General features: G+C 66.8%; 20 protein-coding genes and 2 tRNA genes. 12 read left to right on the plus strand and 10 right to left on the minus strand.

The features are described 5' to 3' along the window. Nucleotides 1–125: 125 nt before the first annotated feature. From AC10QF_RS03155 to AC10QF_RS03185, 7 genes are all read left to right on the plus strand, one after another. Complete coding sequence (locus AC10QF_RS03155) at nt 126–2,195, plus strand: TonB-dependent siderophore receptor (RefSeq protein WP_494541725.1); 2,070 nt, start codon at nt 126–128, stop codon at nt 2,193–2,195. Nucleotides 2,196–2,290: 95 nt separating this feature from the next. Next, nucleotides 2,291–4,468: a YccS family putative transporter gene (gene yccS, locus AC10QF_RS03160; protein ID WP_053500204.1), complete on the plus strand. Its 2,178-nt coding sequence runs from the start codon at nt 2,291–2,293 to the stop codon at nt 4,466–4,468. A gap of 138 nt (nt 4,469–4,606) precedes the next feature. Continuing rightward, nucleotides 4,607–5,401 carry an SDR family NAD(P)-dependent oxidoreductase gene (locus AC10QF_RS03165; protein WP_053500202.1) on the plus strand — a complete coding sequence of 265 codons (795 nt, stop codon included), beginning with the start codon at nt 4,607–4,609 and terminating at the stop codon, nt 5,399–5,401. Between the two features lie 98 nt (nt 5,402–5,499). Next, complete coding sequence (locus tag AC10QF_RS03170) at nt 5,500–7,389, plus strand: MFS transporter (protein ID WP_494541726.1); 1,890 nt, start codon at nt 5,500–5,502, stop codon at nt 7,387–7,389. Nucleotides 7,390–7,618: 229 nt separating this feature from the next. Continuing rightward, a complete protein-coding gene (locus AC10QF_RS03175; protein WP_005419784.1) occupies nt 7,619–7,906 on the plus strand; it encodes a CD225/dispanin family protein in 288 nt (95 codons plus the stop codon). 34 nt (nt 7,907–7,940) lie between these two features. After that, nucleotides 7,941–8,219, plus strand: a complete 279-nt coding sequence (locus AC10QF_RS03180; RefSeq protein WP_005419785.1) for a CD225/dispanin family protein — start codon at nt 7,941–7,943, stop codon at nt 8,217–8,219. A 43-nt stretch (nt 8,220–8,262) separates the two neighbouring features. Continuing rightward, complete coding sequence (locus AC10QF_RS03185; protein WP_049410657.1) at nt 8,263–8,688, plus strand: DUF2752 domain-containing protein; 426 nt, start codon at nt 8,263–8,265, stop codon at nt 8,686–8,688. Nucleotides 8,689–9,271: 583 nt separating this feature from the next. On the opposite strand, the gene ampE is transcribed toward AC10QF_RS03185, so the two are convergent. The 5 genes from ampE to AC10QF_RS03210 form a co-directional block, all read right to left on the minus strand. Next, the gene (ampE, locus tag AC10QF_RS03190) at nt 9,272–10,159 is read right to left on the minus strand and encodes a regulatory signaling modulator protein AmpE (RefSeq protein ID WP_072168916.1); all 888 of its coding nucleotides are present in this window, start codon (nt 10,157–10,159) and stop codon (nt 9,272–9,274) included. Between the two features lie 146 nt (nt 10,160–10,305). Then, complete coding sequence (nudC, locus tag AC10QF_RS03195; RefSeq protein ID WP_494541727.1) at nt 10,306–11,211, minus strand: NAD(+) diphosphatase; 906 nt, start codon at nt 11,209–11,211, stop codon at nt 10,306–10,308. Nucleotides 11,212–11,330: 119 nt separating this feature from the next. Then, nucleotides 11,331–11,723: an iron-sulfur cluster insertion protein ErpA gene (erpA, locus tag AC10QF_RS03200; protein WP_005419789.1), complete on the minus strand. Its 393-nt coding sequence runs from the start codon at nt 11,721–11,723 to the stop codon at nt 11,331–11,333. Between the two features lie 31 nt (nt 11,724–11,754). Next, nucleotides 11,755–12,219, minus strand: coding sequence for a bactofilin family protein (locus AC10QF_RS03205; protein ID WP_494541728.1), 465 nt, complete (start codon nt 12,217–12,219; stop codon nt 11,755–11,757). A 4-nt stretch (nt 12,220–12,223) separates the two neighbouring features. After that, entirely contained in the window at nt 12,224–12,967 is a 744-nt protein-coding gene (locus AC10QF_RS03210) for a DUF6776 family protein (protein WP_005419791.1), read from the minus strand. 179 nt (nt 12,968–13,146) lie between these two features. Here AC10QF_RS03210 and AC10QF_RS03215 point away from each other — a divergent pair, with 179 nt between their 5' ends. The 3 genes from AC10QF_RS03215 to AC10QF_RS03225 are packed head-to-tail and all read left to right on the plus strand — an operon-like array spanning nt 13,147 to nt 17,934. Continuing rightward, on the plus strand, nt 13,147–13,764 hold the full coding sequence (locus AC10QF_RS03215) for a DUF4126 domain-containing protein (protein ID WP_053497674.1): 618 nt from the start codon (nt 13,147–13,149) through the stop codon (nt 13,762–13,764). Nucleotides 13,765–13,808: 44 nt separating this feature from the next. Then, nucleotides 13,809–15,698 (plus strand): EAL domain-containing protein, encoded by a 1,890-nt coding sequence (locus AC10QF_RS03220; protein ID WP_099495302.1) that lies wholly within the window; start codon nt 13,809–13,811, stop codon nt 15,696–15,698. 1 nt (nt 15,699) lies between these two features. Beyond that, on the plus strand, nt 15,700–17,934 hold the full coding sequence (locus AC10QF_RS03225) for an ATP-binding protein (protein WP_494541729.1): 2,235 nt from the start codon (nt 15,700–15,702) through the stop codon (nt 17,932–17,934). 1 nt (nt 17,935) lies between these two features. Here AC10QF_RS03225 and bfr read toward each other — a convergent pair whose 3' ends face one another. The 3 genes from bfr to AC10QF_RS03240 all read right to left on the minus strand — a co-directional run bounded on the left by bfr (nt 17,936) and on the right by AC10QF_RS03240 (nt 19,585). Further along, the gene (gene bfr / locus AC10QF_RS03230; RefSeq protein ID WP_005419804.1) at nt 17,936–18,406 is read right to left on the minus strand and encodes a bacterioferritin; all 471 of its coding nucleotides are present in this window, start codon (nt 18,404–18,406) and stop codon (nt 17,936–17,938) included. A gap of 142 nt (nt 18,407–18,548) precedes the next feature. Then, complete coding sequence (locus AC10QF_RS03235; protein ID WP_005411309.1) at nt 18,549–18,758, minus strand: (2Fe-2S)-binding protein; 210 nt, start codon at nt 18,756–18,758, stop codon at nt 18,549–18,551. 203 nt (nt 18,759–18,961) lie between these two features. Beyond that, entirely contained in the window at nt 18,962–19,585 is a 624-nt protein-coding gene (locus AC10QF_RS03240) for an RNA pyrophosphohydrolase (protein WP_005419809.1), read from the minus strand. A 121-nt stretch (nt 19,586–19,706) separates the two neighbouring features. Between AC10QF_RS03240 and AC10QF_RS03245 the strand changes: the two genes are divergently transcribed. Further along, nucleotides 19,707–19,783 (plus strand) — tRNA-Met (locus tag AC10QF_RS03245). Between the two features lie 55 nt (nt 19,784–19,838). After that, a tRNA-Gln gene (locus tag AC10QF_RS03250) sits at nt 19,839–19,913 on the plus strand. Between the two features lie 324 nt (nt 19,914–20,237). Here the strand turns inward: AC10QF_RS03250 and rpsI are convergent. Together rpsI and rplM are read right to left on the minus strand one after the other, a co-directional pair. After that, nucleotides 20,238–20,630 carry a 30S ribosomal protein S9 gene (rpsI, locus tag AC10QF_RS03255; protein ID WP_005411311.1) on the minus strand — a complete coding sequence of 131 codons (393 nt, stop codon included), beginning with the start codon at nt 20,628–20,630 and terminating at the stop codon, nt 20,238–20,240. A 2-nt stretch (nt 20,631–20,632) separates the two neighbouring features. Continuing rightward, entirely contained in the window at nt 20,633–21,061 is a 429-nt protein-coding gene (rplM, locus tag AC10QF_RS03260) for a 50S ribosomal protein L13 (protein WP_005414692.1), read from the minus strand. Nucleotides 21,062–21,193: the final 132 nt, after the last annotated feature.

Below are 21,193 nucleotides of genomic sequence, written 5' to 3' on the forward strand. Positions count from 1 at the left end.
CATGGTCCTGCGCCCCTTCGCGGCGCCCCGCTGCCCTCTCCGGCAAGCCTGCGTGATCCCAGCCATCAACCTTTCCCCCCATGCGGGCGGATGGCGCGTGGCCGTTCGCCGAGGATGACTGAACCATGCTCCTGCACCCACTCTGCCGCCCGGCCCTGCTTGCCGTTTCCCTGTCACTGGCCTGTGCCGCGCATGCCCAGTCCGTACCCGAGCGCACCAATCGGAACCGCAGTGCCACCGATCTGGATGCAGTGAAGGTCACCGCCGAACGCACCCACGCCGATACCGGCGCCCTTGGTGATCGCGTGCTGCGTGATACCCCGTTCGCGATCACCGCCGTGGGCCGCGAGCAGATCGAGCAGCGCCAAGTGGTCTCGCTGGGCGAAGCGTTCCTGCTCGACCCTTCGGTCACCACCCAGGTCAACGCGTATGCCAGTGGCTGGAGTTCGCCGATCCGCAACCGTGGCATCGACCTGAACTTCGACAGCTATCGCGTCAATGGCCTGCAGGTTTCCTCGTGGGGTACCGAGTGGCCGCTGGAAGTGATGGAACAGGTCGATCTGCTGAAAGGCCCGGGTGGATTCCTTTATGGTTTCGGTGCCCCCGGTGGCATCGTCAACTACATCACCAAGAAGCCGACCGATACGCCCACCTTCTCCGCCCAGCTGGGCTGGCGCGAGCAGGGCATCGTCAGTGCCGGGATGGACGTCGGCGGCCGCTTCGGCAACGAGCAGATGTTCGGTTATCGCTTCAATGCTTTCGAGGAAAAGGGTGAGACCTTCAATGGTGGCCACGTCGATCGCAAGGTGGGCGCACTGTCGCTGGACGCGCGCCTGAGCGACGCACTGATCTGGACCTTCGACGGCGTGTTCCAGTCACGCGACCTGCGCGAGGAATCGCCGCAATACTACTTCCGCGGACTGACCTCGTTGCCGCGACCGATCGCCGGGAATACCGGCAACAGTGTCCCCGGCACCTACTACGACACTCGTTCCAGCCTGTTGTCGACCCGCTTGGACTGGCAGATCAACAGCGACTGGAAAACCAGCCTGAGTTACGGCGTCAACACCTCGTGGAATGACGTCAACAAGATCTTCGCCTACATCGATTCGCCCAATGGCGACTATGACGTCAACGTCTATGAACTGGGTGGCAAGAGCGAGTGGAGGCTGGCCCAGGCGATGCTGCAGGGCAGCTTCCGCACCGGTCCGCTGCAGCATCAGGTGGTGGCAGGCATCAGTCACCAGACCGGGCTGGGCTGGGACCGTCCCTACGAATGGAGCCTGATCGGCCGCGCCAACCTGTACCAGCGCCATGACATCCGCCATGACGCCGTCGGTTCACGGATGATGACCCGTGGCGACGAGACCGTGCAGCAGGCCGTGTTCGCAAGCGATACCGTCGATCTCGGCAGCGGATGGTCGGTGCTGGCGGGCTGGCGCTACAACGATTACGAGACCAAGGGCCGCTACCACACCTATCCGGTCACACCGACCTATGCCGTGCTGTTCAAGCCCAGCGAGGCGGTCACCCTCTACGCCAGCTACATCGAATCGCTGGAGGCGGGCAGCCGCGTAGGCAACAACTACGTCAACGCCGGTGATGTGCTCGATCCGACCCTCAGCAAGCAGTACGAGATCGGCGCGAAGGCCGAGGCCGCGCGCTGGAACGCGAACGTGGCGGCGTTCCGGCTGGAACGTGGCGCCAACATCGATGAACTCACACCGGCCGGCAAGCGCCTGGTGCAGGACGGCATCACGCTGTACGAAGGCATCGAGGCCAGTGCCGACCTGCACCTCAGCGATGTCCTCACGGTTGGCGGAGGCGTCACCTGGCTGGCCCCGACCTACGACAGGCTGTCCCCGGCCAGCGCTGCACAGGAGGGCAACCGTACCGCCGGTGCGGCGCGCTGGAGCGGGGTCGTGCACGCCACCTACCAGCTGCCGTGGGTGGATGGCCTGGAAACATACGCCGCGGTGCGCTACTACGGCGATGTCTGGTACGACGCCGACAACACCCTGAAGCTGCCCGATTACACGCTGGTCAATGCAGGCATCGGCTACCGCCTGCTCGCCTCCGGTCATCCGCTGACCGTGCGCGCCAGCGTCGAGAACCTGGCCAACCGGAAGTACTGGTCCAACGCCGGCACAGGCCTGCCACGCACGTTCGCTGTGAGCGTGCGGTTCGACATGTAGGGCCGGGCAGCACCGTGGGTGCGGACCGTTGGTCCGCACTCCATATTTCACGCGCAGCCCGCAATAATGGTGGAAGACCCTTCCACCGAGCCTGCATGTCCGCCCGCCAATCCCGCCTCAGCCGACTGTGGGCCCACGAAAAGGCCAGCTACGGCCTGCGCGTGTTCATCGCGCTGACCGCGGCCGTGGCCGTGTGCTGGCAGTTCGAGGCGCTGACCGCCCTGCCCGGCGTGTTCCTCGGCATCATCGCAAGCGCCATCGCAGAAACCGACGACAACTGGTGGGGCCGGACCAAGGCCGTGGTGTTGTCCCTGTTGTGCTTCTGCATTGCGGCGGCTTCGGTGATCTGGCTGTTCCCGTGGCCGTGGATCTTCATCGGCGCGCTGGCACTGTCCACCTTCGGCCTGACCCTGCTTGGCGCGCTCGGCGAGCGCTACGCATCCATTGCCCAGGCCACGGTGACGCTGGCGATCTACACGATGATCGGCCTGGAACAACATGGTGCCAGCGACCTGCACAGCGCACTGGAAGCGGTCAGCCATCTGCTGGCCGGTGCGGTCTGGTACGGGCTGTTGTCGATCCTGTGGGCCGCGTTGTTCGCCAACCGGCCGGTGCGCGAACGCGTGGCGCGGCTGTACCTTGAGCTGGGCCGCTACCTGCAGCTGAAGGCTGCGCTGTTCGAGCCGGTGCGCGAAGCCGACCTGCAACGTCGCCAGCTCGACCTGGCCGAACAGAACCGCCGTGTGGTGGGTGCACTGAACGAGGCCAAGACAGCGATCCTTGCCCGCTTCGGCCGCTCCGGCCGGCCCGGGGTGAACTCCGGCCTGTACCTGCGCCTGTACTACATGGCGCAGGATTTCCACGAGCGCGCCAGTTCCTCGCACTACCCGTATGGCGCGCTGGTGGACGCCTTCTTCCACAGCGATGTGCTTTACCGCTGCCAGCGCCTGCTCGACCTGCAGGGCCAGGCCTGTGCCCGCCTGGGCGAGGCGATCCGGCTGCGTCGTCCGTTCGTATACGGTGAAAGCAACCAGCAGGCCGGGCGCGACCTGGCAGACGCGCTGGCCTACCTGCGTGACCAGCAGCGCCCGCAGTGGCAGCGCCTGCTCGGCTCGCTGGACCTGCTGGTTCACAACCTGCGCAGCATCGAGCGCCGCCTGCTGGATGCCGAACGTTCCGAAGCCAGCCTGGACAACGTCGACACCCGCCTGCGCGACAGCAACCCGCATACCCTGCGCGAGATGGGCGTGCGCATCCGCCAGCAGTTCACGCCCGGCTCGGTGCTGTTCCGCCATGGCCTGCGCATGGCACTGGCGCTGATCGCCGGCTTTGCAGCGATCCGGCTGTTCAATGCACAGAACGGTTCATGGGTACTGCTGACCATCGTGTTCGTGTGCCGGCCCAACTTCGGTGCCACCCGCCAGCGCCTGGCACAGCGCATCGTCGGCACCGTCGCCGGACTGGTGCTGACCTGGGCACTGCTGCAGCTGTTCCCGCAGCTGCACGTGCAGTTGCTGATCGCCCTGCTCTCTGCGCTGCTGTTCTTCTTCACCCGCACCGACCGCTACCTGGTGGCATCAGCCGCGATCACCGTGATGGCACTGACCTGCTTCAACCTGATCGGTGACGGCTTCGTGCTGATCGTACCGCGCATGGTCGATACGCTGCTGGGCTGCGCGATCGCAGCAGCGGCAGCATTCCTGATCCTGCCTGACTGGCAGGGCCGGCAGCTGCATCTCGTCCTGGCACGCGTGCTGGACACTGCGGCTCGCTACCTGGATTCGGTGCTGGGCCAGTACCGCAGCGGCATGCGCGACGACCTGGCCTACCGCATCGCCCGCCGCGACATGCACAACGCCGACGCCGCGCTGTCCACCGCGTTGTCGAACATGCTGCGCGAACCCGGCCACGTGCGCCGCAACCTGGATGCCGGCTTCCGCTTCCTGGCGCTGTCCAACACGCTGCTGGGGCATCTGTCGGCGCTGGGTGCGCACCGGGACCAGGTGGACAGCTACGCTGGCGATCCACTGGCGCTGGCCGCGGGCGATCGCGTGCGCAAGGCACTTCAGCAGCTGGCGACGGCGCTGACCGCGCGGCAACCGGTCGCGGACGATGACAACGACGCCGACCGCGCGGTGGCCGCCGAGCTGGAGCAGATCGACGAGGCGATGCCGCCGAAACTGCAGTTGATCCGTACCCAGATGGCGCTGGTACTGCGCATGCTGCCGAAGGTGCGTGCCGCGGCCAATGAGGCGGTGACCAACCTGACCTGATCCGTCATCGCTGCGGGCATCCCATCCACGCAGGGCGTGGATCTGCATCGCCGCGTGCAACGGCGCGTTGCACCTGGCGATGCAGTTCGATCACGCCGCCACGCGGATACTGGGCAGCTCCCGCTCCGGATCATCACCATGAAAATCGAACTCAGCGGCCGCACCGCGCTGGTGACCGCCTCCACCGCCGGTATCGGCCTGGCCATCGCCCTGGGCCTGGCCACCGCAGGCGCACGCGTCGTCCTTAATGGCCGCAGCACCAACAGCGTCGAGCGCGCCCGCCAGCATCTGCTCGCGGCCGTCCCGGGAGCCGACGTATTCGGTGTCGCCGCCGACCTCTCCGATGCGGCCGGTGTCGATACGCTGCTGGCTGGGCTGCCGAAGATCGACATCCTGGTCAACAACGCCGGCATCTTCGGCCCGCAGGACTTCTTTGAGACCGATGACGCCACCTGGGAGCGCTACTGGCAGACCAACGTGATGTCCGGCGTACGCCTGTCGCGTGCGCTGCTGCCAGCGATGGTCGATGCCGGCTGGGGCCGCGTGCTGTTCATCTCGTCCGAATCGGCGCGCAACATTCCGGCCGACATGATCCATTACGGGGTCAGCAAGACCGCGCAGCTGTCACTGTCACGCGGCCTGGCCAAGCGCGTGGCCGGCAGTGGCGTCACCGTCAACGCAGTGCTGCCTGGCCCGACCCTGTCCGATGGCTTCGCCGCGATGTTCGAGGATGAACGCCAGCGCAGCGGCAAGCCGCTGGAACAGATCGGCCGCGAGTTCGTGATGGCGCACCGGCCGTCTTCGGTGATCCAGCGCACCGCTACGGTCGAGGAAGTGGCCAACATGGTGGTGTACCTGGCGTCGCCACAGGCTTCGGCCACGTCCGGTGCGGCACTGCGCGTGGATGGCGGCGTGGTCGACGATATCGTCTGAGGGTGCTGGCAGGTGTGCGGACCAGCGGTCCGCACCCACAGGTCCGCACCCACAGCGGATGGGCAGGAATGCTAGGCTGCGCCGGTCAAGGAGGCTCCATGTCCGGTCACAACCAATTCGCCCTGCTGCGCCAGCGCCGTTTCCTGCCGTTCTTCGTCGTACAGGCGCTCGGTGCGTTCAACGACAACGTGTACCGGCAGGCGATCATCAGCATGTTGCTGTTCATGGCCGTGCCGGAGGAAGAACTGGGGTTGTACGCCACGTTGGCACCGGCCATCTTCATCCTGCCGTATTTCCTGTTCTCGGCGCTGGCCGGGCAGATCGCCGACAAACTGGAAAAATCGCGGCTGATCGTGACCACCACCACCATGGAGATCGTGATCATGTCGCTGGCGGCCACCGGCTTCCTCACCCAGAGCCTGCCGGTGCTGCTGGTCGCCCTGTTCTGTACCGGCATGCAGTCCACCCTGTTCGGCCCGGTGAAGTATTCGGTGCTGCCGTCGGTGCTCAGGCCCGAGGAACTGACCGGCGGCAACGGCCTGGTCGAGATGGGCACTTCAATGTCGATTCTCTCCGGCATGATCGTTGGCGGCCTGGTGTTCACCGTGGCCGGCAGCCACGGTACGGTGGTGGCTGCGTGCGCGATCATCGCCCTGGCGATCTGCGGCAACATCGCCGCGCGCCTGATTCCCAGGGTCGATGCAGGCGACCCGACCCTGAAGATCAACTGGAACCCGTTGCCGGAATCGCTGGCGGTACTGCGCATGGCGCGCCAGCAGAAGGCCGTGCGCAACTCGATCCTGGGCGTGTCCTGGTTCTGGTTCGTTGGCACCGTGCTGACCTCGCAGCTACCGGCCTACGCGGTGACCAACCTGGGCGGCGAGCCGACCCTGTACATCTTTGCGCTGGCCCTGTTCTCGGTCGGCACCGGCGTCGGCTCGCTGCTGTGCGAGAAGCTGTCAGCCCGTACGGTGGAAATCGGCCTGGTACCGCTGGGGGCGTTCGGCATGACCGCGTTCCTGCTCGACCTCTACTTCGCCCGCAGCGGCGAAGCGACGGTGCACGGACTGACCATCGCGCCGTTCCTGCAGCAGCCCGGCAGCATCCGCATCGTCATCGACCTGGTCGGCATCGGCCTGTTCACCGGCATCTTCGTGGTGCCACTGTTCGCACTGATCCAGAGCCGCACGCCGAAGGCACAGATGTCGCGCGTGTTCGCCGCACTGAACATCCAGAACTCGGGCTTCATCGTCGCTGCGGCGTTGCTGTCGCTGGCCGCGCACACGCTGCTGCACTGGACCATTCCGCAGCAGTTCCTGGCGCTGGCCATCGCCAACGCGCTGGTGGCGATCTACATCTTCACCATCGTCCCTGAATTCCTGATGCGCTTCCTCAGCTGGCTGATGGTGCGCACCCTGTACCGGCTGCGCCCGCACGGCATCGAGGCCAACGTGCCGGACGAAGGCGCCGCGCTGCTGGTCTGCAACCACGTCAGCTACATGGACGCGCTGATCCTGTCGGCGACGATTCCGCGCCCGGTGCGCTTCGTCATGTACTACAGGATCTTCAACATCCCGGTAATGCGCTGGATCTTCCGGACCGCCAAGGCGATCCCGATCGCCGGTGCGCGCGAAGACCCGGCACTGATGCAGCGGGCGTTCGACGAGATCGACGCTGCACTGGCCGAAGGCGAACTGGTCTGCATCTTCCCCGAGGGTGCGCTGACCCGCGACGGCGAGATGGCGCCGTTCAAGTCCGGCGTCGAGAAGATCCTCGAGCGGCGGCCGGTGCCGGTGGTGCCGATGGCGCTGCGCGGCATGTGGTCGAGCATGTGGAGTCGCCGCGACAGCCGCCTCGGCCGCATGCGGGTGCCGCGCCGTTTCCGCGCCACGGTCGAGGTCGTGGCGGCACCGGCCGTCGATGGCCACGCCACCCGCGCCCCGGTGCTGGAGGCGCAGGTACGGGCCTTGCGTGGCGATCACGCCTGATCGGCCCGGCAGCCGTCGGTAGCGCTTTCAGGCGATAGCCCCAATCCCTGGAATGACGGCCTCTGTTTCATGACAGAGGCCGGTCCAATAGCGCCCAGTCAAGGGGCATGCACGCCACCATCTGACTGTAAACGCATACATGCAGCGCAGGTTGAGGTAGATTACGCACCCACAGGGGGGAGGTTCGGCCAATGCACCATGGCCGGCCACCAAGGAATGGAGTCTTGCTTTGAATCAACCGCCACCGCTCAGCCGTCCGGTCTACATCCCCAACCATCTGGTCTGGGCGATCCTGACGACGCTGTTCTGCTGCCTGCCGTTGGGCGTGGTGTCGATCGTCTATGCCTCCCAGGTCGATGGCCGCCGCGCGGCCGGCGACCTGCCGGGGGCCTACAGCGCGTCGCGCAAGGCGGGCTGGTGGGCGGTGGCTTCGGCCGTGGCCCTGCCGGTCCTGTTGCTGTTGTGGTTCGGGCTGTTCGGCGGCTTGGCCGTACTGGGCGCTCTTTCCGACCAATGATTCACCACCACCACCCATCAAGGAGCTTGAACCCATGAATACCGCCACTCCGCAGGTCCCGAACAATCTGGTCTGGGCCATCCTGAGCACCCTGTTCTGCTGCCTGCCGGCCGGCATCGTGTCGATCGTCTACGCCGCCCAGGTCAACGGCAAGCTGGCCGCTGGCGACATCGCCGGTGCCCAGGAATCCTCGGCCAAGGCCAAGAAGTGGGCCATCTGGTCGGCCATTGCCGCCGTCGTGGTCGGCGTGCTGTACGGCATCCTGATCGTCGCTCTCGGCGGCATGGGTGCGATGAGCAACAGCGGCTACTGATCCGCGTGGACGGATCCGGCGTCTGCGCCGGATCCGTTGCTGCATGTCCGCACTGCCCACCCGATCCCGACTGGCCCGCTGGGCACCGCTGCTGGCCGCCACCGGCCTGGCCGCCGGTGCCGCGCTGGTGCTGCGCAACGTCAATCCGTATGTCGCCGGCAATCCCTTGCCGAGCTGCCCGCTGTACGCGCTGACCGGCCTGTACTGCCCGGGCTGTGGCAGCACCCGCTGCCTGTATTCGCTGGTCCATTTCGACCTGCCCGGCGCGATGGCGATGAACCCGCTGCTGGTCATCAGCCTGCCCTTCCTGCTGCTGATGCTGCTGAACGTCGCCGGCATCCGTCCGCGCCTGCTGGACCCGCTGATGCGGGTGCTGGCCAATCCCACGTTCTGGCTCTGGGTACTGCCTGGGTATGCGCTGCTGCGTAACCTGCCGTGGGCACCGTTCACGGCGCTGGCACCGATCTAGGATTCCAGCCAACGGCGCAGCCCCTCGTGGTGGGCGGCGTTTGTCGGTCATGGGATTGGCCGGGCGGGTGGACTGCGCAGGGGGCGCTGCAAGTACGTCCATGTAAGCTCGGTCGCCGCATCCATGCGGCTCACGCCCCTGCGCAGCCCACCCGCCCGGCCACGGACAGTTTCCGTGTGCGTCCACCACGGAAAAGAAACAGAAGATCAAAAGCGGAAGCGGATCGCTTCGCTCTGCATCCACGCATGGCGTGGATCTACCGTGTCGACCAAGGTCGACACCCACCGGCAGTCGCAGTTGACCCACCGTCACCGGGAAACTGTCGGGGGTGGGGCGGTGTGGGGCCGCAGGACCGTTGGCGCCATGGATGGCGCCATCGAGCCCCCAGGGGTGAGGGCGCTTTGCTTGCGAAGCACTGCTTCGCAAGCGCCCGAACGCACAGCCGCCAGCGGCTGGGCCGGTTTGGGGGTTTACGGCGTGTCCTGCAGCCCCACACCGCCCCGCCCAACCCTCAGCAACCCAGAGCCGCTTTGGCTTTGGCGTTGGCCTCTGCAGGTGCAGGGCTGCAAGCCCTGCACAACAACTACGTCACCCAGCCCGCAATCACCAGCAGGGCGAGGATCGCCAGCCACAGCAGCAGCATCCGCCACACCAGGCTCATCGCATCACGCAGGTCCGGCAGCCGCTGCCACACCGGCAACAGCCCCGCCTCGGTGTAATCGTGCGCGTCCTCGCGCAGCTCGGCGTTGACGCTGGCCCGCGCCACCGCGCCCAGGAACCCGATGGTGCCGACCAGGCGTTCGCCATGGGCCTGGCGCCAGGCCTTCCACGCCGTATCGAAGTTGCCGACCAGCGCCATCGAGAACGCCATCAGCTGCGCTACCGGCCACTCGATCCAGCCCAGCAGGCGCTGCGCCAGCGCCAGCGGCTCCACCGGCACGCGTGCACGCATCGGGCTTTCCGCCATCAACGCCAGCAAGCGGTAGCCCAGCGCACCGGCCGGGCCCAGCAGCAGGAACCAGAACAGCACCGCGAACCAGCGACGCAGCGCATTGAGCACGGTCGCCTCGACCAGCGACGGCACGTCTTCGCGCAGGCTGCCACCGGCGGCCTGCAGGTTGCGCACGGCTGCCTGCCGCGTCGCGGCGTCGTCCGCATCAATGATCGCTTCGATATCCCGATCCAGGTCACGCGGCCCCCAGCACCAGGCCAGCACGGCCACACCCAGCAGCAGCGACGGCAGGCCGAACAGCACTCCGCGCAGCAGCCACGCCAGCAGCCCCATCAGCAGCAACGGCGGCAGCAGCGCCAGCGCCACTCCAGCCGGTCCCTGCCAGGCCTTGCCACCACGCGCGTCCAGCCAGCCCAGCCAGCGCCGGAAGCCGTCGAAACGGCGCATCGAGGCGGCAGCGGCCGGGGCAACGTGGCCCAGGGCCAGCGCCACCAGCACGGCGGCCAGAGTGGTGAACATGGCAGGTCTCCCTACGAAACAGAACGCTCGGCGCCGCTACCTTACCTGTCGCAGCGGTGCCCTCGCGGGTGAACCGGACTGTAACCCGGGCCGTGTTCAGGTGGCGGCAATACAGCTGCCACGACCGGCCCGGCCGAAACGCCGACTCAGCCTCGCTGCTGGCGGTACCAGTGTTCGATCAGGCCCCGCGAAATCGAGATCGGTGGCGACAGGCGGATGCCCTGGCCGTCGTCCTCCACATCGCGCGCCAACGCGGCGCCGACCTCGTCGGCACTGAACCAGCGCGCGTCTTCCAGCTCGCCATCCACGGTCGGCAGGTCGTCATGCGCCTGTGCACGGAAGCCGACCATCAGCGCGCCGGGGAACGGCCAAGGCTGCGAACCGAGGTACTGGCAGGCGGTCACCCGCACCTTGCTCTCCTCATGGACTTCGCGCACCACGGTCTGCTCGAAGGTCTCGCCGGGTTCGACGAAGCCGGCCAGCACCGAGTAACGGCGCGGGGCCCAGTTCGACTGCCGGCCAAGCAGCAGCCGGCCCTGGTTTTCCACGGCGACGATCACCGCCGGATCGACGCGCGGATAGTGTTCGGTGGAACACTGCGCACAACGGCCGACGAAGCCGCCACGGGCAAACGCCACCGCGCCGCCGCATACGCCGCAGAAGCGGGTGCGCGAGTGCCAGTAGGACATGCCACGGGCATAGCTGAAAGCGGTGGCATCGGCCATCGGCCACAACAATGCAGCCTGGCGCAGATCGAGTCGGCGTGGCGCGCTCACGGTGACATTGGTGGCTTCGACCGAGAACCATGCCTGATCACCGCGAAGCCCCAGGAAAACTGCGGCGCCCGGGCCACCGCCGACGTCGGCGCCGGTCAGCGCCAGCGGCTGGTCGTCATCGCCGGTGAAGGCGCTGCCATCGTGATCGAGGACGAGGATGCGCGCGCCCGGCCACAGGCGCGCCAGTACATCAGCATCTTCGCGCAGGGCATCGGCGCGCTCCAACGGTTCGCCAACGAAGGCGAAACCGGAAAGCGGCGAAGGAGTATTGGGCATCCGCCAAGCGTGCCGCCAATCGATGCAGGTGGCAAGCCGCAGGCTTTGCGGAAACCGCCCGTGGGTGCGGAGCTTGCTCCACACACCTTGTCGCGCGGGACACAGGCCCCGCGCCCTGGTTACATGCTGAAACTGCTGCCGCAGCCGCAGGTGGTCTTTGCGTTGGGGTTGCGGATCACGAACTGGGCACCGGTCAGGCTCTCGGTGTAATCCACCTCCGCGCCCATCAGGTACTGCAGGCTCAGCGGGTCGACCAGCAGGGTCACCCCGCTGGTCTGTACCGCCAGGTCATCCTCGGCACGGTTCTCGTCGAACTCGAACCCGTACTGGAAGCCCGAACAGCCGCCTCCCTCGATGTACACACGCAGGGCCAGGTCGGGGTTGCCCTCTTCCTGGATCAGGGATTTGACCTTGGCGGCCGCCGACTCGGTGAAGTTCAGCGGGCGCTCCAGCGATTGGTAATCGGGCGCGGCAACCGGGGTGGCGCCGGGCAGGGAGACTAGCGTGCTCATGCTGCCAGCATGGGGGTGCCGACGACGGCTTTCAAGCCATCGCCTCGGCCAGCTTGCGACGCGCGGCGGTATCGCCCCTGCCATCATGGGCGTCTTCGCCTTCCGGCGCCGGCAAGGCTGCCATCGGGGCGCTGGCATGGATCAGGCGGCCGTTCAGCTGCGCGCCCGCGTTCATCTCCACCACCTGGTAATGGACGTTGCCATTGACCCGTGCGCTCGGGGTCAACTCGACCTTCTCGGTAGCGTGTACATCGCCGTCCAGGCGGCCACTGATGACCACCACCTGGGCCCGGATCTCACCTTCGATCACGCCGTGCTCGGCAACCGTCAGGGTCGCACCACTGGCGCCTTCGGCGGCGATCACCTTGCCGTGGATGCGGCCTTCCACATACAGGCCCCCACTGAATTCCACATCACCGCGGATCACCACCTGGTTGCCGATCAGGGCATCCACCACCAGCTGGCCTTCACGGTTGGATTTGCTGCTTCCGAACATCTGCCTACTCCCCTTTGCTGGCCGGCGCACCGGCCTGTTTCCAGTCGAATACCTGGGTGGTACCCCCCGTACCACTCCCCAATGTCACCCGCACGCGTTGCGGGGTGAAGTCAGCCGGCAGCATCACGCTGCCGGTGAGCTGCTGGAAGTACCGGAACGAGTAGTCCTGTCCCGGCACCTTGCTGCGCTGGTGCAGATCATCCCAGCTGATCGTGGCCAGCTTGCCGTTCTTCACGCCTTCCACGGTGAAGCGCATCTGCCCCTGGCTGATGGCCCCGCGGTTGAGGTTCTGGGTCAGCACGGCGGTGTACTGCCAGGTGCCGGCCGCTTCCGGGCTGAACTCGATCGAATGGGTGTTCAGGCCCTTGCGCTGGCTGGTCGAGCCGACCAGCCGCTCATAGAAGGCAACATCGGCGCGCAGCCCGGCGATTTCCTCATCGCGCTCTGCCAGCGAGGACTGCACCTCGGTATTGGCGGCACGGCTGATGCGGTCGGAGGCTTCCAGCGTGGCCTGCTTCTGGCGCAGCTCGGTCAGCTGTGCCTGCAGCGCCTCGGCACGCTTTTCGGCGGCCTGCAGGCGCTGGCCCTGGGCATCGCGCGGGGTGGCCATCCAGCAGCCGCCAAGCACCGCCAGCACCAGGCTGAGCAGCCAGATGCCGCCGATCACCAGCAGGCGGCGACGGTCGGCAGGCGGTTGCGGCGCGCCGGGCAGGCGGACCTGCACGCGCATGGGAGGACGGTTGGTCATGGGTGGTTTCCGGGGTATCGCAAGGGCGACACCGGTACGGCCCCTTTGGCAAACGACGGGCTAGTGTATGACAGGACGGGTGGGTTTCCTGCGCCGTGGCCGGCTACGGTCTGTGGCGTTCAGGCACGCCATCGTCGATAGTGTGGCCCCCTGCACAGTTCCGTCGCCGGAGCACCGCCATGACCGAAGCCCACCTGTTCGTGATCGGCATCCTGCTGGCCTGGCTGGCCGGTATCCGCGTCTACCTCACCGTGTTCGGTGTCGGCCTGGCCGGGCTGCTTGGCTGGGTCGACCTCCCCCCCGCCCTGCAGGCCACCGAATCCTGGTGGGTGCTGGGCACCTCGGCGGCGCTGGCGGTGGCCGAATTCTTCGCCGACAAGATCCCTGGCGTGGATTCGGTGTGGGACCTGGTGCAGACGCTCGCGCGCGTACCGGCCGGCGCATTCCTTGCAGCGGCCACGCTGTCGCCGGATGGCCAGCTGGGCACCGGTGCGCTCGCCGCCGGTGCCGGCGTCGCCCTGGCCAGCCATGGCCTGAAGGCCGGTACCCGCGCCCTGCTCAACACCTCGCCGGAACCGGCCAGCAACTGGGTCGCCTCTGCGGCCGAAGACACCGTCGTGATCGGTGGCCTGGCCCTCGCCCTGGCACACCCGTGGATCGCGCTGATCGTGGTGCTGGCCTGCAGCCTGGCCGGTGCGCTGCTGGTGTGGCTGGTCTGGCGCGCCCTGTGGAAGGGCGTGCGCTGGCTGGCGCGCGGTGCATCGGCAGCACCGCCAGGGCACAGCGGTACCGGCTGAGCGCCGGGCTTGTCGCATAATGGACGCGAACACCAGGAGCACCGATGGCCGCAAACGAATCCCCCGCGGGCGCCCGCCCGGGACGCGCTGAAACCCCTCCGGCCGACCATTGGCAACGCTGGGCCCCCGAGACGGCACCTCCGGCCGTGGACCCACCGATGGCGGCGACCCCATCCCCTGTCGCGGCCGATGCGTCCACGCCGGCCAACAGCGCGCCGCCGCCGCTGCCCGGCCCGATCGCACTGGCCGACGCCGGCAACAACGATCTGGCCCCGTCGCCATCGGACTCGCCCTACCGCGTGCTGATCGTTGAAGACGATCGGGCGCAGGCCCTGTTCGCGCAGAGCGTGCTGCACGGCGCCGGCATGCAGGCGATCGTCCACAACGATGCCGATGCCGCGCTGCAGGCCATCAAGGAGCACCGCCCCGACCTGATCCTGATGGATCTTCACCTGCCCGGCCTGGACGGCATGCGCCTGACCGCGCTGATCCGCCAGCAGCCCGGCCTGCAGCTGCTTCCGATCGTGTTCCTCAGCGGTGATCCGGATCCGGAGCGCCAGTTCGAAGTTCTCGACAGCGGCGCGGACGACTACCTGAGCAAGCCGATCCGGCCCCGCCACCTGATCGCAGCGGTGGCCAACCGCATCCGCCGCGCACGAGCCCAGGCCGCGACCCTGCCCGGCGCCACCGGCGCACCGGCCACCAGCAATCCGGAAACCGGCCTGCCGACGCGCCACCACGTGCTGCAGCAGCTCAACACCGCACTCGCCCACCGCGATCAGGGCGGCGTGTTCTTCATCGAAGTGGCCAGCGCGCTGGGCCTGCGCGAACGCTATGGCTATGCCGCGTTTGAACGGCTGATGGTGCAGGCCGGGCAGCGCCTGGCCGAAGCCGGCCATCCGCACCTGCTGGCACGCCTGAACGACAACAGCTTCCTGCTGCTGGCCCGCAGCGCCGACGAGGACGCCCTTGACAGCATCGCTGCCAGCCTGCGCGAGCAGCTGTCGGCACGTGCCTTCGTGATCCGCGACGACGAATCCGTGCACCTGCGCGGCGTAGTTGGCTACGCACCGCTGTCACCGGGCTTCGACGATGCCAACAGTGCGTTGGAAGCCGTCGAGCGCACCACCCTGCAGGCGCGCCTGCTCAGCGCCGGGGTGGCCGGCCATGTGCACCGCCAGGCAGTCACCGAACAGGAACACCTGGCGCTGCTGGAAGGACAGCTGGAACTGGCCTATCAGCCGATCGTCGCTGTTGCCGGCGGCAACACCGCGCAGTACCAGTTGCTGCTGCGCCTTCGCCAGGCCGACGGCACCGTGCTGGCGGCCGGGCAGGTGATCCCGGCAGCGGAAGCCGCAGGCCGCATTGCCGATCTCGACCAGCAGGTGATGGATCACGCGCTGGGGCTGCTGGACCTGTACCGCCACGCGACGCAGCCACTGAACCTGTTCGTCTCGCAGTCGCTGCGCACCCTGCAGCGCGACGCCTTCGCCGACTGGCTGCTGGAATCACTGCAGCAGCGCGACCTGCCGGGCAGTGCACTGGTGATCGACGTGCGCCTGCCGGACGCACTGATCCACACCGTGCCGCTGCAGCAGTTCTGCCAGCGCATGGCCAGTGCCGGGGTGCGCTTCTGCCTGAGCCAGTTCGAACCCAGCGGCGAGGCCGATGCCCTGCTGAACCAGCTGCCGCTGTCGTTCGTGCGCATGGCTGCGCGCTTTTCCAGCAGCCATGCCAATCCGGCCACGCGCGAGGAGCTGCGCAAGGCGATCGATCAGGCCCATGCCGCCGGGCTGCAGATCATCGGCCAGCAGATCGAGGATCCGCAGGCTGCGGCGGCGATGTGGGTCGGCGGCGTCGACTACATCCAGGGCAACATGGTGCAGTCGGCCGGCAGCGACCTGAACTTCGACTTCCACAACGCGGTGCTCTGACGTGCCGCTGTGGGGCGTGCTGCTGGTTGCCCTCGCCGCGGCCACCATCGCGCTGATGGTGCTGGGCCTGCGGCTTCGCGCGCGCGACCGTGCGCTGGCGCAGCTGCAGCGCACGCACGGAGCGCTGGCCGCTGAACGGGACCAGCTACGCCATACCACTGAACGCCAGGGCCAGCTGGAACAACAGCTGCTGCAGGCCAAGCAGGCCGCCGAGGCGGCCGTGCTGGCCAAGGGCGAGTTCCTGGCCACGATGAGCCATGAGATCCGCACCCCGCTCAATGGCATCCTGCCGATGCTGGAGCTGATCGCACGCGGGCCACTGAGCGAGGACCAGCGGCAGATGCTGGCCACCGCCTCGGCCAGCTCGCAGCAGCTGCTGCGCATCGTCGACGACATCCTCGACTACTCCCGGCTGGAAGCACAGGCGCTGGAGCTGGAAATCACCAGCTTCAACCTGCGCGATCTGCTCGATGGCGTGGTGCAGCTGATGCAGCGCGCCGCCGACGCCAAGGGCCTGGCACTGGGCCTGCAGCTGGATCCATCGGTGCGCCTGCCGGTGCGCGGCGACCCGGTGCGCCTGCGCCAGGTGCTGAGCAACCTGCTGGCCAATGCGATCAAGTTCACCGCCCGCGGCCAGGTGCAGCTGCGCGTGCTGCGCCTGGGCGAAGGTGCCGCGCAGCACCAGCTGCGCTTCGAGATCATCGATACCGGCATCGGCATCGACGACGCGCTGCAGGCACGCCTGTTCCAGTCTTTCAGCCAGGCCGACGCATCCACCACGCGCATCTACGGCGGCACCGGCCTGGGCCTGGCCATCTGCAAGCGCATCATCGACCTGATGCATGGGCGTATTGGTGTGCAGTCCACGCCCGGCCAGGGTGCTACGTTCTGGTTCGAGATCCCGCTCCTGAAGGTTCCTGGCGACCTGCCGGCGATGACGCGCGCGCCGGCACCGCTGCTGCTGTTCAGTGCCGATGCATCGCTGCAGGCACGCATCGAGCGCATCGCTGCCCACCATGGACTGCAGGTGCAGGTGCTGGCGCAACTGGACAGCGTGGTCGAGCGCCTGCGCGCTCCCGCGCGGCCCGGAAAACCGGCACCCGCCTGGCTGCTGGTCGATGCGCGCGCACGCCGCAACGGCGAGGCCACGCTGCAGCTCGCACTGGGGGAACGCGGCGACGACGATGCACTGCAGGTACTGTGGCTGCAGGAGGATGCGATTGCGCAACGCCCCCGCCAGCGCCAGCTGCCCTCCCACTTCGACGACGCCGCCCTGCATGCACTGCTGGCGGCACCGGTCGCCTCTGCCCGCCCCGCTGCGCTGCTGGCCAGCGCGGAACACGAGCAACCGGCTGCCACGCTGCCGCCGCTGCATCTGCGCGTGCTGGTGGTGGAGGACAATACGGTGAACAGGATGGTGGCCGAGCAGCTGCTGCGGGTGTTCCAGTGCGAGGTGCGCAACGCCGCCGATGGCGAACAGGCCCTGGCCGCCCTCCGCGAAGGCGGGCTGGACATCGTGCTGATGGATTGCCAGATGCCAGTGCTGGACGGCTACGCCGCCACGCGCCGCTGGCGCGCCGAAGAAGCGGAAACCGGGCATGCGCGATTGCCGATCATCGCGATGACCGCCAATGCGATGGCCGGCGACCGCGAGCGCTGCCTGCAGGCCGGCATGGACGATTACCTGTCCAAGCCGATCGCGCGCGCCACGCTGCATGCGCTGCTGCAGCGCTGGGGTGGCGGTAAAGCCGCAGCACCTGCACGGCCTTCTGTAGAGCCGGGTGATGCCCGGCTGACGGCCAATTGCAGTCGCACGCCATCAGCCGAGCATGGCTCGGCTCTACAGAATCCGGAAAAGCAGGTGGCGCCAGCACCACAACCGGTGCTCGACCGCGATGTGCTGGATGAACTGCACGCGGTGATCGGCGATGCTGCCACCCAGATCGTCACGGTATTTCTTGAAGATGCGCCGTCGATGGTGCAGCAGTTGCAGCTGGCCGCGCGGAACAGCGATGAACCGCGCATGCAGGCAGTCGCACACAGCCTGAAATCATCAAGCGCGAACGTGGGGGCGTTGTCGCTGTCGGCGATCGCGCAGCGGATCGAGCACGAGACCCGTAGTGGCAGCCTGCAGCGCCCCGCAGTGGCGGTGGCGCTGCTGGTTGCGGAATTCGCCCGGGCGCGCGTTGCACTGACGGGCTACCTGGCACAGCATCGCGCCGGCCAGGACCGCTGATTCACTCTTCCAGCTTGCTCAGCAGGTACTTCGGCTCGCCGATACGCTCGATCAGGTCGAGCTGGGTTTCCAGCCAGTCGATGTGCTCTTCCTCCGAGTCGAGGATCTTCACGAACAGCTGGCGGCTGACATAATCGCCAACCGAATCGGAATAGGCCACCGCCTCGCGCAGGGTGACCACGCCATCGCGTTCCAGCGACAGGTCGCACTGCAGGATTTCGGTGGGGTTCTCGCCGATGCGCAGCTTGCCCAGCGCCTGGAAGTTCGGCAGGCCTTCGAGGAACAGGATGCGGTCGGCGAGCATGTCGGCATGCTTCATCTCGTCGATCGATTCCTTGTACTCGTGTTCGGCCAGTTCCTTGATGCCCCAGTTCTTCAGCATCTTGGCGTGCAGGAAGTACTGGTTGATCGCGGTCAGCTCGTTGTAGAGGACCTTGTTGAGGAATTCGATGACCTTGGTGTCGCCCTTCATGGGGATGCTCCTGCACGCTGAAAACGCAGGCACTGTAACGCCTTGCGTGCGGTGGTGAAGGAACGCGAATCGTGCGCATTGGCCTGCGCGGCTGCAGGTGAAGGACGCGAAAGCGCGGCGTCAACGCGCCGCGAGGAAACGATCAGGCAACCTGGGCCAGGCCCAATACCGGCAGCGGCAGATCGTGCGTCGCGCGTGCCTTGGCCAGCAGGTCGCCGGCCATGTCCAGGCACGAACCGCAGGTGGCACCGCAACCGGTACGCATGGTCAGTTCCGCCACCGTGCTGACGCCATGGCTGGCGGCTTCGCGGATCTGGTGGTCGGTGACTCCGTTGCAGATGCAGACGTACACAGGCGGGAACCGGGCTGACAGGCCAGAAGCGGCCTGTTGCGTATTCCAATGGAAACGAGAATGGTTGTCAATCAGAGACCTGAACCATTCTCGATACCGTTCACAGTCGGATTGACCGGCCCGCCGGACAGCCCGGTCCTGCCGGAAACAGCCGGCGGGGACGCGTTGTGACGGATCGGCCCGCAGCCTGCGTGGCCTCCCATTCAAACCGCCCCGGACTCCCCCTTGGCCTTGCGCGGCCAGTAGCCGCCGCGCTTGGGCGTGCGCTTCCGGGGCCTGTCATGGCCGGCCGCGTGGCCCGGCATCCAGGCCTCGGCGGCACTCTTGGGCATGGCGCTGACGCCCTGCCCGGCCACCCCACGCGCCAACGGCGCCAGGTGTCGCAGCGCGCGCGCATAGACGCCACGCTTGAACATCACCACGTGCTCCACCGGGTACCAGAAGTCCACCCACCGCCAGTGGTCGAACTCGGGCGAGTCGGTATGGTCCAGCTGCACATGCGATTCATCGCCGGTCAGGCGCAGCAGGAACCAGACCTGCTTCTGCCCGATGCAGACCTGCCGTTCATTGCGGCGGATGGCCCGCGCCGGCAGCTTGTAGCGCAGCCAGCCGGGCGTCGCCCCGAGCACTTCCACGTGCTCAGGCAGCAGGCCGGTCTCTTCCTGCAGTTCACGATACATGGCCTCGACAGGCGTCTCGTCGGTGTTCATGCCACCCTGCGGGAACTGCCAGCCGTCCCGGCGCACGCGTCGTGCCCAGAACACCTGGCCGTCCTGCCGCATCAGCACGATGCCGACGTTCGGTCGATAGCCGTCCGGATCGATCACGATGCGGACTCCTAAGAAAATCTACTGGTCGGGACTATCCCATGCCCTCTGTCGGCCCACAAGCACGGCACAAAAGTGTTGACAGGGCCGATACACATCCGCAGAATAGCGGGCTCACCAAGGCTATGTAGCTCAGCCGGTTAGAGCACAGCACTCATAATGCTGGGGTCGGTGGTTCGAGTCCACCCATAGCCACCACACTGAAAATCAAGTTGTTTTTCAGTGTGAAAAGTGAGAAAATAGCTGCACGTTTTGCCCCGTCGCCAAGCGGTAAGGCACCTGACTCTGACTCAGGCATTCGGTGGTTCGAATCCATCCGGGGCAGCCAAATTAAAAGCAAAAGGCCAGATCGAAAGATCTGGCCTTTTGCTTTTAATTTGGTCGCGCATTCCACCTGATCCCTGCGCCTGTCGGCGCGCCCCCTTGAACATCAAGGGGGCTCTTCCCCAGAGAGGCGCCCGCGGGATCGGACCCTGCTCCGCAGGAAACGGCACCACCCCACCCCTTCCGAGATGCGACGCCCCGGGTAGTGCCGGCCGCTGGCCGGCAACCAGGACATCGATGCCCCCGAAACGACAAAAGCCCGGCCGAAGCCGGGCTTTTGCTTTCCCATCCAGCGGGCTCCCGAAGGAGCCCAACCAGGCGCGGTAGATCAGCGCTTGGAGAACTGGGTGGCGCGGCGGGCCTTGTGCAGACCAACCTTCTTACGCTCGACTTCACGGGCGTCACGGGTCATGAAGCCAGCCTTGCGCAGCTCGGACTTCAGGGTTTCGTCGTACTCGACCAGAGCACGGGCGATGCCCAGACGGATCGCACCGGCCTGGCCGGTGGTGCCGCCGCCAGCGGCGGTGACCAGGATGTCAAAGCTTTCGGTGTTCTTGGTCAGCTCGAGCGGCTGGCGCACGATCATGCGCGCGGTCTCACGACCAAAGAACTCGTCCAGCGGACGACCGTTGACGGTGATGTTGCCCGAACCCTTGCGCAGGAACACGCGAGCGGTGGAGGACTTGCGGCGGCCAGTGCCGTAGTTTTGAGTGATAGCCATGATTAGATATCCAGAACCTGCGGCTGCTGTGCGGCGTGCGGATGCTCAGTGCCGGCGTAGACCTTGAGCTTGCGGTACATCTGGCGACCCAGCGGGCCCTTCGGCAGCATGCCCTTGACGGCGATCTCGATCACGCGCTCCGGGTGGCGCTCCAGCGCCTGGGCCAGGGACTCGGTCTTCAGGTTGCCGATGTAACCGGTGAAACGGTGATACATCTTGTCCTGCAGCTTCTTGCCGGTGACGGCAATCTTTTCTGCATTGATGACGACCAGGTAGTCGCCGGTATCAACGTGCGGGGTGTAGACCGGCTTGTGCTTGCCACGCAGACGGCGGGCCAGCTCGGTGGCGAGACGGCCCAGGGTCTTGCCCTCGGCGTCGACGAGGTACCAGTCGCGCTGGACGGTCTCGTTCTTGGCAGTGAAAGTGCTCATGAAGAACTCTATGTTAGGTCGGGCTCATTGCGGCGAACGGCTCGCCGGAACTCTGCCACGCGTTGTGAAAGGTGAAGCGTAAGAGGCGGGATTGTACGCAGGTCAAGCCCCCGGTGCAAGCCGGCCATGTCC

The sequence above is a fragment of the Stenotrophomonas maltophilia complex sp. Om-AH-Sm3 genome (assembly GCF_059337855.1).